Source organism: Amycolatopsis sp. lyj-346 (genome assembly GCF_046548975.1).
In the GTDB taxonomy this organism is placed as follows: Bacteria; Actinomycetota; Actinomycetes; order Mycobacteriales; family Pseudonocardiaceae; genus Amycolatopsis.
In genome coordinates this window covers 263,085-274,729 of sequence record NZ_JAJPWT010000005.1, presented here as the reverse complement: position 1 = coordinate 274,729, position 11,645 = coordinate 263,085, and the positions used below count along the sequence as shown (strand labels likewise).

Here is an 11,645-nt window from a genome sequence, read left to right as displayed (position 1 = left end):
CGTTCCGGACACTGGTGACGGCGGCCGGCGGTCGCCAGGATTGCCTCATGACTTCGGTACTGGTTTACGGCGCTTATGGACACACCGGCCGCTTCGTGGTCGCCGAGCTGCGCAAGCGCGGTTTCGACGCGGTGCTTTCCGGACGGAACGCGGCGAAGCTGCCGGGCGGGCGGCCCGCCTCGGTCGACGACCCGGCCGCCCTCGACCGCGCGCTCGACGGCGTGGCTGCGGTGATCAACTGCGCGGGCCCGTTCGCCGAGACGGCGCCGCCGCTCGCCGAGGCGGCCATCCGCGCCGGCGTCCCGTACGTGGACGTCGCCGCCGAGATCGAGGCGAACCTCGACACCCTCGCGCTGACCGCCGACACCGCGGTGGTGCCCGCGATGGCGTTCTTCGGCGGCTTGGCCGACCTGCTGGCCACGGCGGCGATGGGCGACTGGACGACGGCCGACGAAGTGCACGTCGCCTACGGGCTCAGCGGCTGGCGCCCGACGGCAGGCACCCTCGCCGCGGGCCGGGTGTCCCGGGAACGCCGTGACGGCAAACGCATCCGGTACGCGGGCGGCCGGCTGGAGCACCGCGACGACGCCCTGCCGACGCGCGAGTGGGCGTTCCCCGAGCCGCTCGGCACGCGGCCCGTCTTCGGCGAGTTCTCGATGGCCGACATCGTCACGATCCCCCGGCACCTGAAGGTGCGTGACGTCATCAGCTACATGACGGTCGACGCGGCGCAGGGCCTCGCGGCGGCCGGCGAGCGCGACGCGGCCGAGACGTTCGTGGTGGACGTCGTGGTGCGGGCCGGCACGGAGGAACGCCGCATCGTCGCCCGCGGCGAGGACATCTACGCGGTGAGCGCGCCGCTGGCGGTGGAGGCGGTGGACCGCATCCTGACCGGGCGGACGAAGGTGAAGGGCGTCGCACCGGCCGGCGAGATGTTCGACGCGGCCGACTTCCTGCGCGCGCTGGCCCCGCACATCACGGTCTCCGACGCGGGGTGACCAAGGGGGTCCGGGGGCGAAGCCCGCCGGGCGGGTTCTGGGGGTTGCACCCCCAGAAGACACGACGAGGGATATCGGCGAGCGCTCTCCGCGAGCAGACCTCGCCCAATCCCGAGTGGGCCCGGAGAGACTCGAACTCTCACTGGCACGGACCTAAACCGTGTGCCTCTGCCAATTGGGCTACGGGCCCCCGGCACTTCGCAGCGTAGCGTGCGGCGTGGCCGGTGCGGACGCGGCGGGGCGGTCGACTAAGTTGGGGCCTTGGAAGTCCCATGCGGCGAGGAGGACACGTGGCCCGCGATCCCGAGACGATCGAGCGTGAGATCGAGCAGGCTAGGACCGCCTTGGCGGCGACGCTCGACCAGCTGACCGTCAAGGCCGACCCGAAGAAGCTCGCCGACGCGGCCAAGGACGGCGTGCGCGCCAAGCTGGACAACCCCAAGGTCAAGTTCCCGCTGATCGGTGCGGGCGTCCTCGTGCTGGTCCTGCTGGTGCGCAAGCTCCTGAAGTAGCGCTCAGGCCTGTTTCGCCGGCGCCTTGCTCTCGGCAGCGGGCGCCGGCGCCGCCGGGCTCTTGCGGTCCTCGACCGCCTTCGGGAGCTGCTTGCTCGGCGGCAGCTGCGGCTTCTTGTCCGCCGCGGCCGGAGTCTGCTGCTTCGGCACGCTGCCGGGCGGCGGGACCTCGAGCGGCGGCAGCTTCGGGAGCGTCAGCCGCGCCGTCATGTACGCGCTGGTGAAGTCCAGTGCACTGCCGTTGAGCAGGTGCACCACCGTCGTCTTGGCGTCGCCGGCGAGCTCCTCGACCAGCTGGTCGGCCCGGTCCCGCGCGGCGATGATGCCGGGCGCGCGTGCGGTCAGCTCCTTGCCGCGGCCGCTGACCGCGATGGTCCAGTCGGCGTCTTCCTGGACGTACGTCGCCGTGATCGTTTCCATCATCTGCCTCACGCCCCTCTCCCTCACCGACATCCTTACACAACCGTGACGCGGCCACCGCACTTTCGTGACGTGATTGCCGTGCCCCTCCTCCGGTCGCGAAGGTCCAGCACACTTTCTACCTTGTCATCGGTACTGTAGAGCAACTCTGTGTCACAGGACACGACAACGCTGAGTAACGAACGAATGGCCCAGCGCAGCGCGGGCTAACGTGCCCGCTGCCGCAAGCCGGCCCACAGCACGTCCATGGCGTATTCGGTCGCCGTCTCGGGGTTCACTTCCTCGTGTCGCTCGCACCAGATCGCGAGCCGCTCGCAGGCGCCGACCACGAATTCCGCGGCCGCTTCGGCCCGCAGCTCGTCCCCGTTGTCGAAGTGGCCGCTCATCAGCGCGGCGATGAGGTCGGTCTGCTGGCGGCGGGTCTCCTCGACCTCGTCGGCGGCCGACGTGCCGATCAGCACCATCTCGTGCCGCAGCAGCGACCACGCCTGACGCCGTTCCCGGATGAAGACGAAGAAGGCCAGCAGGCCGCGCCGCAACGCGTCCTCGGCGTCGGTCGCGCCGACCGTCGCCTGCTCGGTGACCTCGCGCAGCACCGCTCGCGACTCCCGGATGCAGGCCAGCAGCAGGCCTTCCTTCGAGTTGAAGTACTCGTACAGCATCGGCTTCGAGACGCCCACCAGTTCGGCGATCTCGTCCATCGACGCCGCCGCGTAGCCGCGTTCCGAAAAGACCTGCTCGGCGACCTCGATCATCTGCCGCATCCGGTCGGCCCGTGGCATGCGCTTGCGCTTCGCGGTGGTCACGGGTCACACTCTACCGCTGGTAACCTACTCACAGTAAGATGGACGACGAGTAACAGGAACCCGGAGGCGTCATGGGCAACCGCACGGAGACCGGGGCCGTCATCGTCGGGACCGGGTTCTCCGGTCTCGGCATGGCGATCCAGCTGCGCAAAGAGGGCCGCGAGGACTTCGTCATCCTCGAAAAGGCCCACGACGTCGGCGGCACCTGGCGGGACAACAGCTACCCGGGCTGCGCCTGCGACATCCCGTCGCACATGTACTCGTTCTCCTTCGAGCAGAACCCGGACTGGTCGCGGGCCTATTCGCCGCAGCCGGAGATCTGGCGCTACCTGCGCGAGGTCGCCGACAAGCACGACCTGCGCCGGTTCATCCGGTTCGGCCAGGAGATGACCGGCGCCCGCTGGGACGCCGAAGAGAACCGGTGGCACGTCGCCACGAGGGGCGGCGACGAGTTCACCGGGACCGCGCTGGTCGCCGGCGTCGGCGCGCTCCACCTGCCGATGATCCCCGAGCTGCCCGGGATCGAGGGGTTCGCGGGCCCGGCCTACCACTCCGCGCAGTGGCGGCACGACGTCGACCTCGCGGGCAAGAAGGTCGCCGTCATCGGCACCGGCGCCAGCGCGGTCCAGTTCGTGCCGAAGATCGCGCCCGAGGTGGCGGAGCTGACGCTGTTCCAGCGGACCCCGCCGTGGATCATGCCGAAGGCCGACCAGGAGATGTCCGGCCGGGCACGGGCGCTGTTCAAGGCGGTCCCGCCGGCTCAGCGCGCCTACCGCACCCTGCTCTACTGGCTGCTCGAAGCCCGCGCTATTGGCTTCAACGGCCAGTCGTGGGTGATGAAGCTCGGGCAGCGGATCGCCAAGCGCAACATCGACCGCGCGATCAAGGATCCGCAGCTGCGCCGCAAGGTCACCCCGGACTACACGATGGGCTGCAAGCGCGTGCTCATCTCCAACGACTACTACCCGGCACTGGCGCGCGACAACGTCGACGTCGTCACCGGGGGCGTGCGGGAGGTCCGCGAGCACAGCGTCGTCGACGCCGCGGGCGTCGAGCACGAGGCCGACGTCATCATCTACGGCACCGGCTTCCACGTCACCGACGCCTTCGACGACCTGGAGATCGTCGGCCGCGACGGGCGCAACCTCGGCAAGGAGTGGGCGACCGAGGGGATGCGGACGCACCTCGGGATCACGGTCGCCGGGTTCCCGAACCTGTTCTTCCTGCTCGGCCCCAACACCGGCCTCGGGCACAACTCCGTCGTGTTCATGATCGAGGCTCAGATCTCGTACGTCGCCGAAGCGCTGCGGCTGGCCCGCGGCGGGGCGATCGAGCCGAAGCCCGAAGCACAGGAGCGGTTCAACGCGCAGATCCAGCGCAAGCTCGCGAAGGGCATCTGGACCCGCGGGGGCTGCAAGAGCTGGTACCTGGACGCGAAGGGCGTCAACCGGACGATCTGGCCCGGCTTCACCTGGCGGTACTGGCTGGACACGCGGAAGGTGCGGCGCGAGGACTTCCTGGTCGGCTGAGCCTGCGGGGTCCCTCGCCGCGGGGAGGGACCCCGCAGGCTCAGCGGGAGGTGTAGCGGCGGAGGCGGGCGATCAGGTCGACGGTCGGCAGGCGGCACAGCTCGGCCATGCGCTCGAGCGCAGGCAGGTCCAGGGAGACCTCGCCGCCGGCCTGGTCGCCGGCCTGCCGGAGGCGGTCCTCGGCCCAGCGGCGCAGCGGCAGCAGATCGGCCGAGGCGTCGGCGACGACCTTGCGCAGATCGACGCGCACCCGCCCGGGCTCGTCCAGGAACACCCGGCGGTGCACCTTGGCCAGCAGGTCCTGGGGGAGTTCGTCCATCGCGACGCACAGCTCGACCAGGCGCACGACGGAGCACTGTCTGGTGCCCAGCTCGTAGGTGGCCAGCGTCTGCAGCGAGATCTCGCTCTGCAAGTGCTGGTTCAGCTCCTTGCGCGTCCACCCTCGGCTGCGCCGGAGCTTGCGGAGCTCGTCTCCGAGGATCCGCTGGTACTCCTCAGCGTCGATCAGCACATCAATGTCCCCTGCCGTGCGCTCCCGCGGCACCGCACGGGCGTGATGATTCCCGTGCAGGTGCACCCTCACGTGTATGTAAGTGCGCTGGGCCCAGGCCCTTACGCGATTTTGCGCATGTCTTTGATACCGATTGCGCGAGTTAGGCCGAACGGGTTAACGACAGGTCGTCGACCGGCTCAGTTGACGCAGGGAACACCCTCGGCCGTGATCGGCTTTTCGTCGTCCGTGGCGGCCGGCGGAGGTGCGGCGGCCTGCGACGTCGTCGCGCCCGCGGCACCGGCGCCCGCGCTCGCCTCGGAGGCCGTGCCCTCGTAGTCGGCGCCGAGGAACACCGTCACGTGGCCCGCCTGCACGCTCTTGTCCTCTTGGATCGTCGGCGAGCCGCCCAGCGCGTCCGCGACGGCCTGGCCCTTGTCCTTGCCGCCCTTCGGCACCCAGATCACCGTGGTCTTGCGCGCGGTCGCGTTGGCCGTCTCGCCGGAGGTGAAGCCCTTGCCCTCGAGGGTCTTGGCGACGCTCGCCGCGAGACCGGTGCGGCCGGAGGCGTTGCGGACGTCGACCGTGGTCGCCTTGTTGGCGGGGTCGGCCTGCTGGGCGGGCGGGGCGGACTCGCCCGGCTGCGGTCCCGCGAGGCCCTGCACGAACTGCTTCACCGCCGCGGGGTCGACCTGGATGGCGACGCCGTCTTCGGGCGTCCGGTACTCGACGTTCTTCACCGGGATCGTGCGGAACTCGAGCTGACCGCCGGTCAGGCCCTTCATCTGCTGGGCGAACCCGAGGATGTCCCAGTTCTGGTTGAGCACGACCGACTTCTTGATCGCCTCGATCAGGCCGTTGAGCTTGCCCGGGTTGGTCAGCGTGCCCGCCGAGAGCACCTTGCGCGCCATCCCGGCCATGAACACCTGCTGGCGCACGACGCGGTCGAGGTCGCCGTTGGGCAGGCCGTGGCGCTGCCGGACGAACTCGAGGGCCTGGACGCCGGAGATCGTGTGCCGTCCCTTGGTGAAGTTCGCGCCGGAGTACTGGTCCTTGACGGTGTTGTTCAGGCAGACGTCGACGCCGCCGATGGCCTTGGTGATCTCGCTGAAGCCGAGGAGGTTCACCGCGGCGTAGTTGTCGATGGTCGACCCGGTGAGCTTTTCGACGGTCTCGATGAGCTCCTTCGCCCCGGCCTGGTTGGCCTTGACGTCGAGTTCCTTCGGGTCGGTGACGCCCTGCTTCTGCAGGTCCTTGCGGGCCGACAGCATCGCCCGCGCGTACGCCGAGTTGATCTTGTGCTTGCCGTAGCCGCCGGGGATGTCGACGTAGGTGTCGCGCGGCAGCGAGATCGCGACGGCCTTGCTGCCGTCGTTGGGGATGTGGACGAAGATCAGGGAGTCGGTGTTGAGCTCGCCGTCGGCCTCGCCGGCGCGCAGCTCGTCGAGCACCTCGCGCGGCAGCGGGTTGCCCTGGGCGTCGGTGCGGCTGTCGAGGCCGACCAGCAGGATGTCGCGGGCGCCGTCGGCGGGCTTGTCGCCACCGCCGCCGTCGCTGATCACGTTCGTGTAGTTGAGCCCGTTGACCAGGCCCTGCATGGCGGCCCACGCGTACCCGGTCAGGCCCATCACCAGCAGCGAGACGACGGCCAGCGCGACCTTCGCGCCGCGGAAGGAGTTGCGGCGGGCGCGCGGGGCCGGGCGCGGCTGCGGGCGGCGGGACGGCGGCGGGGCCGCACGGCGGGCGTCGGCCGGCTCGCCGCGGGGTGCGGGGCGGCGCGGCGGCAGCGTACCGCGCCGTGCGTCGTCCCGGCCTGGCTCGTCCTGCCAGGGCCGGGCGGGGCGGCGGCCGCCTTGCCCGTTCCGAGGCGGGTGATCCACGCGGGCGACTCCTCACTCCATCGATCGGGTGGTGCTAGGGGTTGGGACGCATGGTGCCTTCCCCCGGTTGCCGTAGCGTTACACATCCCCCCGTGAATGTGTCATGCACCACCCAGTTTCCCGTATGTTCGACGGTTTCGCCTGGTCAGGACGTCACGTTCGCCGGTGGTCGAGCCGGGATGAGGGTGCCCGCGGCGGCCAGCAGCGCAAACGCGGCGGTGACGGCGTGGAGCGTGACGCCGAGGAAGCCGGGCGTGTTGCCGTCGGCGGCGAACAGCAGCGATGGTGCGCAGGCGAGTGCCGTCGCCAGCCAGGTGCCGGTCGCCGCGCCGGCCCCGATCCGGATCGTGTGCAGCAGGAAAACCCCGAGCAGCAGGTGCACCAGGCTCTGGATCGGGTCGAGCCGCAGGCCGAGCAGGTCGGCGTCCGCGGCGACCCCGCCGAAGCGGGTCAGCGCGAAGCCGAACACGCCCAGCGTCGCGTAGCCGATCCCGAGCCCGGCCGCGGCCCGGGTGAGCACCGCGGTCCGGCGGCCGGGGTGCTCGGCCGCGCGCGGCTGCCGGACGCCGTGGCCGTGCCGCTCGAACCACCAGAAGACCAGCGTCGCGGGCACCGCGAGCAGCCCGACCGCGACCAGCGTGCGCGGGCGGATCAGCCAGCTGAGGCCGTCGACGATCCGGCCGGGCAGGTAGACGACGGCGACCAGCAGCAGCATCGCGGCGAGGAACGCCAGGTAGAGGCTCATCGGCGCACGCAGGACGAACCGGCAGGCACGGGTGACGCCCGGCCGGTCGCCGAGCCTGCCGAGCGGGCGGGCCAGCAGCCCGAGCACGCCCAGCTGGACCAGGCCCAGCAGCAGCACGCCCCACGGCGGGGCGGAGAACGCGGCGGGCGCGCCCGGGCTGCCGAGCAGGACGGGTGGCCCAGCTCGCAGGACGCTCATCCCGGCGAGACCCGCGATCCCGGCCGCGGCGGCCGCGGCGAACAGCCGTCGTGCCGGGCGGACGCCGTCGGCGTGCGCGAAGGCGAGCTGCTGGGCGAGCAGGGCGATGGCGAACGTCGCCGCGTAGCGGGGCAACGGCGAACCGGACCAGCTCGCGGCCAGCTCACCGACGGCGACCAGGGCGAGCAGGCCGGCGGCCGCGCTCACCGGCGCCCGCCGGTGCAGGGCCAGCAGCGGGGGCGCGCAGACGATCGTCAGCAGGTAGACGCCGAGCAGCCAGAGCGGGTGCAGCGCGATCCGCATCACCGTCGCCGTCGTCCCCGCCGGGCTGCCGAGCAGTTCGAGCGCGAGCGGCGTCAGCAGGGCGACGACCGCGAAGATCAGCGCCGGGCGCAGCAGCGGGCTCGCGCGTTCGGCCAGGTAGTGGCGGTAGCCGCCGCCCGCCTCCTGCTCGGCGCGCCAGCCTGCCGCGTTGGCGTGGCCGCCGGCGAAGTAGATCAGCGGGGCGAGCTGGGCGAGCCAGGTGAGCGGCCACAGCGCCGGCTCGGGAGCCCCGGCCCAGTGCGCGAGCGCCGTCACCGACTCGCCGAGCAGCAGGAGGACGACCCCGCCGGCCCCGAGCAGGGCCCAGCGGCTGACCTGCGCGGGGTCGGCGACGGGTACGGGTGCCCGCGGCTCGCGACGGGCCCGCAGCCAGCCGCGCAGCCGGAAGACCAGCAGGCAGCCGATCACCAGCACGCCGGCGACCATCGGGCCGATCGGATCGCCGACCGGCGGGCCCCAGCGCTGGTGCCACGAGTTGACGACCAGCCCGGCCGAGTAGAAGGAGGCGACGGCCCGGCAGGTGAGCGCCGAGTTCATCGGGTTCAGGTCGCAGGCGTGGTGCATGTCGGAGGAGAGCCGGTCGTCCAGGGCCTCCCGGACCTCCGGGCCGAGCGGGTGGCCCTTGCGAGCGGCGTACCGGAGCAGGTCGTAGCCGAGGTCGTGGGCCTTGCACGGCACGGCGTAGTCCCACTTCGTGTTGTCGTCGCCCCACGGCGTCGAGCAGCCGCCGTCGACGTGCACGGCGCGGACGGTGCCGTCGCGGGCCGGCATCGCCCCCGGGATGACGCCGCTGAGCGCGGTGAAGTCCGGCGGCAGCCGGGCGAGCGCGTCGGGGTGCGGGCCGGGGTGGACCAGCGCTTCGACGGCGTTCTGCGCGGCCAGCACGTCACCAGTGGGCGGGCCCTGGTCCGGCGGGGACGGCGGGCGCGAGGCGATCAGGCCGAACGCGAAGACGACCAGCAGGACCAGCAGCAACCACCCCGACGTCGACCAGGGTCGGCGGGTGCGTGGCGGAGTGGTCGGTGCCGGCATGGGTTCAAGGGTGCCAGCCCCGTCCGGCGGCCGACATGGGGATAACCACAGGGTTGTCTGGAGGTTTCCCGCAGGCTGCCCGGACGGCTGCCCGTTCTTCCCTTCCGCGGTGGGGATGGCCTCGTGAGACTGGGACAGGGGGTGCGGCGACCAGGAGGCAGCAGTGCGCTCGACCGAGCTCGCCGTGCCCGCGGAGAACACCGTGCGGGCACTGCGCCGGCTCGCCCCCGGCGCCCGGCTGCGCCGTCCGCGCACGCCGGAGCTGCGGGTGATCGCCGGTGCACTGCGCGACTGCGCGCCGCCGGAACTGGCCCGGGCCCACCCCGGGCCGGTCGCCCGGGTGGTGCTGGCCGCCCAGCTGCGGGCGCTGGATCGCGCGATGACGGGCTTCTTCGCACCGGAAGCGGGCGGCCCGGACGCGGCTCGCCTGGTCAGGGCAGCCGGCTACAGCAGGATCCGGCAGGCCCGGCTGCTGCTCGACCGGCCGGGCACCGAGCCGGGACTGCACGCGGCGGCGCTGGCCTGGGCGGAGGCACGCGGGCACCGGATCCTGGCGGGAGAGCTGCGCGGGGTACGCGAGCTCCCGGCGGAAGAGGACGGACGGCTGGCGGCGGAACTGGCGGTGGCGGCGCTGCTGCCGCGGGCCGAGGCCGGGACGGGGGGACGGGAGGTGTTGCTGCCCTCGCCGGACGGCGGGCAGGCCGGGCCGCCGCCCGCCGGTCCGGACGGCAGTTCCTTCCTCCGCGTCCGCTCGGTCCGCGTCGGCGACCACGGCTTCCAGGTCGACGTGCACGCCGATCCACCCGTCGACCTGCTCCGCGACGGCGACGGGCTCACCCTGCGGGCCCTCTGGTGGAACGGCCTGGGCCGGGTCGTCGACGATCTCGGGTACGAGTACCTCCTCCTGGCCAAGGACCACGCCGGGACCGGGACCGTCCGGCACTGGTGCCACCCGCGCCTCGCGCCCGGGGCGCGCGTGCTGCGGCTGGAGTCCGCGGGCTACCGGGGCGAGCGGGTGCGCCTCGACCCCGCCGCCGCCGGGACCTGCGCCGAGGTGCTCGTCAAGCTCGAACTCACCGTTCGGCTGGGGGCTTGAGCGTGTCCGGGGCGAAGCAGACCTGGTCGCGGCCGTTCTCCTTCGCCAGGTAGACCGCCGCGTCGGCGGACTGGAGGAGACGCTCGAGGGTGTCGCCGTGGCGGGGGTGGCGGGCCACGCCGATCGACGTCGTGCGGTCGGCGATGGTCGCCGGGTCGCCGCGCTTGTCCGTGGTCACTATGTGCAGTTTGGCGATTGCCATCCGGATGCGCTCGGCCGCGTCCCGCGTCGCCTCTTCGTCGATGTCCGGCAGCAGAACGAGGAATTCCTCGCCGCCGAAACGGCCGACCAAGTCGCTCGGTCTGGTCACTTCGTCGAGCGTTTGCGCAACGGTGCGCAGCACGTCGTCGCCCGCAGGATGTCCATAGGTGTCGTTAATCCACTTGAAGTGGTCCAGATCGACCATCAGCAGCGCCAGTTGATCACCCGATCGAGCGGTCCGTTCGAGCGCCCGCTCGGCCGACTCCGACCAGCCGCGCATGTTGAGAATGCCCGTTTTCGGGTCCGTCCGGACGTCGTTCTGGAGCTGGTCGAGTTCCGCGAGACGATTGAAGACCACGGTGACCACGGCCATCACCGCCACCATCGGCGGGACGGCGGCGAGCAGGATCGCGGTCACCGCGCCGAGGCCGATGGTGATCGCTTCCAGCATGTTGTCGGCCGGGCTGCCCAGCACGTTACGAACCGTGCGCCCGGCGGGGGATCCGAGCAGCAGGACCCCGCCCACGTACACGATCTGGATCGCTTCGTAGATGGCTCCGGTGACGACGATCGTGCCGAACTCGCGGAGGAAATCGCCCCAGTCCGGCCGACCGAAGAGGTGGGGCCCGAGCGCCGTGTAGGTGAGGTGGGCGAGCGCGCCGGCGAGGCCGTGGGTGATGGACGAGAAAATGAAGTTGTGCGCGGGCCGCCGCGCGATGAACCAGTGCTGCAGCCGGATGACGGCGATGACCAAAAGGGTGAGCGGTACCGGCAGTATCATCGCGGCGGAAAACGTCCACACGGCGGTGAGGTCGATCAGCACCGTTTTGGTCCGGTTGCGCCGCCGTTCTTCCTGCCGCTGGGTCAGCTGAATGTGGACGGTGGCGCCTGCCGCCAGAATCGCGAAATTGATCCAGTCGTTTCCGGACGGAATCGGCGAGCGCGCGAACGAGACGGCGAGAACCGCGACCGCGACGGCTTCGGCCGCGAGCATGAACGCGACCTGCACCGGCCGGCGGCGCCAGAGCGCCCAGTTGCCCGGCCAGTACGCGTGGCGCACCCTGGCGGCCGCGGGTGGACCACTGGTCGTGGTCGCGGGCGCACCTGTGGTCACGCCCGGTTCGCCCGGCCCGGCCGGGTCCCCGTCCGGTCCTGGATGCAATTGGTCACCTCCTTTCCGGCCTAGTCGCGCCCTTGAGTAATCTCATCGGTACCTGGCAGAGTGTTCACGCATTCCGTAGCCGGGTATCATCCCACAGCAACGGATCGGCCAAGGTCCCGGAGTAACTGCCGGGAACGCGGCGCAAAAGGTTCTGCGAGACTCTCCCCGCATGGAGGTGGCCCCCATGAGCAACCGCGACTTCTGAACCACCCTCGAATTGTCGCTCGTGACGTCCGCGAATGCCATTCATGA

10 protein-coding genes and 1 tRNA gene are annotated in these 11,645 nt (G+C 71.5%); 4 read left to right on the top strand and 7 right to left on the bottom strand.

The genetic code is table 11. The annotated features are described in order from the left end of the window. Positions 1-47: 47 nt before the first annotated feature. The gene (locus ACLJQE_RS18925) at positions 48-998 is read left to right on the top strand and encodes a saccharopine dehydrogenase NADP-binding domain-containing protein (RefSeq protein ID WP_410640572.1); all 951 of its coding nucleotides are present in this window, start codon (positions 48-50) and stop codon (positions 996-998) included. A gap of 116 nt (positions 999-1,114) precedes the next feature. On the opposite strand, the gene ACLJQE_RS18920 is transcribed toward ACLJQE_RS18925, so the two are convergent. Then, positions 1,115-1,188, bottom strand: a tRNA-Leu gene (locus tag ACLJQE_RS18920). 100 nt (positions 1,189-1,288) lie between these two features. Between ACLJQE_RS18920 and ACLJQE_RS18915 the strand changes: the two genes are divergently transcribed. Beyond that, positions 1,289-1,510, top strand: a complete 222-nt coding sequence (locus tag ACLJQE_RS18915) for a DUF3618 domain-containing protein (RefSeq protein WP_004559246.1) — start codon at positions 1,289-1,291, stop codon at positions 1,508-1,510. A 3-nt stretch (positions 1,511-1,513) separates the two neighbouring features. Here the strand turns inward: ACLJQE_RS18915 and ACLJQE_RS18910 are convergent, their stop codons facing one another. Next, positions 1,514-1,933, bottom strand: a complete 420-nt coding sequence (locus ACLJQE_RS18910; protein WP_410640807.1) for a hypothetical protein — start codon at positions 1,931-1,933, stop codon at positions 1,514-1,516. 203 nt (positions 1,934-2,136) lie between these two features. Beyond that, entirely contained in the window at positions 2,137-2,694 is a 558-nt protein-coding gene (locus ACLJQE_RS18905; protein ID WP_410640806.1) for a TetR/AcrR family transcriptional regulator, read from the bottom strand. Positions 2,695-2,807: 113 nt separating this feature from the next. Between ACLJQE_RS18905 and ACLJQE_RS18900 the strand changes: the two genes are divergently transcribed. Next, the gene (locus tag ACLJQE_RS18900; protein WP_410640571.1) at positions 2,808-4,265 is read left to right on the top strand and encodes a flavin-containing monooxygenase; all 1,458 of its coding nucleotides are present in this window, start codon (positions 2,808-2,810) and stop codon (positions 4,263-4,265) included. A gap of 40 nt (positions 4,266-4,305) precedes the next feature. On the opposite strand, the gene ACLJQE_RS18895 is transcribed toward ACLJQE_RS18900, so the two are convergent. The 3 genes from ACLJQE_RS18895 to ACLJQE_RS18885 form a co-directional block, all read right to left on the bottom strand. After that, positions 4,306-4,776, bottom strand: a complete 471-nt coding sequence (locus ACLJQE_RS18895) for a helix-turn-helix domain-containing protein (protein WP_410640570.1) — start codon at positions 4,774-4,776, stop codon at positions 4,306-4,308. 179 nt (positions 4,777-4,955) lie between these two features. Then, positions 4,956-6,635 carry an LCP family protein gene (locus tag ACLJQE_RS18890; protein WP_410640569.1) on the bottom strand — a complete coding sequence of 560 codons (1,680 nt, stop codon included), beginning with the start codon at positions 6,633-6,635 and terminating at the stop codon, positions 4,956-4,958. A 145-nt stretch (positions 6,636-6,780) separates the two neighbouring features. Continuing rightward, positions 6,781-8,934, bottom strand: coding sequence for a phospholipase A2 (locus ACLJQE_RS18885; protein WP_410640568.1), 2,154 nt, complete (start codon positions 8,932-8,934; stop codon positions 6,781-6,783). Between the two features lie 163 nt (positions 8,935-9,097). Between ACLJQE_RS18885 and ACLJQE_RS18880 the strand changes: the two genes are divergently transcribed. Beyond that, the gene (locus ACLJQE_RS18880; RefSeq protein WP_410640567.1) at positions 9,098-10,030 is read left to right on the top strand and encodes a hypothetical protein; all 933 of its coding nucleotides are present in this window, start codon (positions 9,098-9,100) and stop codon (positions 10,028-10,030) included. Here ACLJQE_RS18880 and ACLJQE_RS18875 read toward each other — a convergent pair. Then, on the bottom strand, positions 10,008-11,393 hold the full coding sequence (locus tag ACLJQE_RS18875; protein WP_410640566.1) for a GGDEF domain-containing protein: 1,386 nt from the start codon (positions 11,391-11,393) through the stop codon (positions 10,008-10,010). The genes ACLJQE_RS18880 and ACLJQE_RS18875 overlap by 23 nt on opposite strands. Positions 11,394-11,645: the final 252 nt, after the last annotated feature.

Excerpts from the sequence above, each read along its gene's own strand:
- ACLJQE_RS18925 (WP_410640572.1), top strand. The coding sequence starts at position 48 with ATGACTTCGGTACTGGTTTACGGCGCTTATGGACACACCGGCCGCTTC.
- ACLJQE_RS18900 (WP_410640571.1), top strand. The coding sequence starts at position 2,808 with ATGGGCAACCGCACGGAGACCGGGGCCGTCATCGTCGGGACCGGGTTC.
- ACLJQE_RS18885 (WP_410640568.1), bottom strand. The coding sequence starts at position 8,934 with ATGCCGGCACCGACCACTCCGCCACGCACCCGCCGACCCTGGTCGACG.
- ACLJQE_RS18905 (WP_410640806.1), bottom strand. The coding sequence starts at position 2,694 with ATGCGGCAGATGATCGAGGTCGCCGAGCAGGTCTTTTCGGAACGCGGC.
- ACLJQE_RS18910 (WP_410640807.1), bottom strand. The coding sequence starts at position 1,933 with ATGATGGAAACGATCACGGCGACGTACGTCCAGGAAGACGCCGACTGG.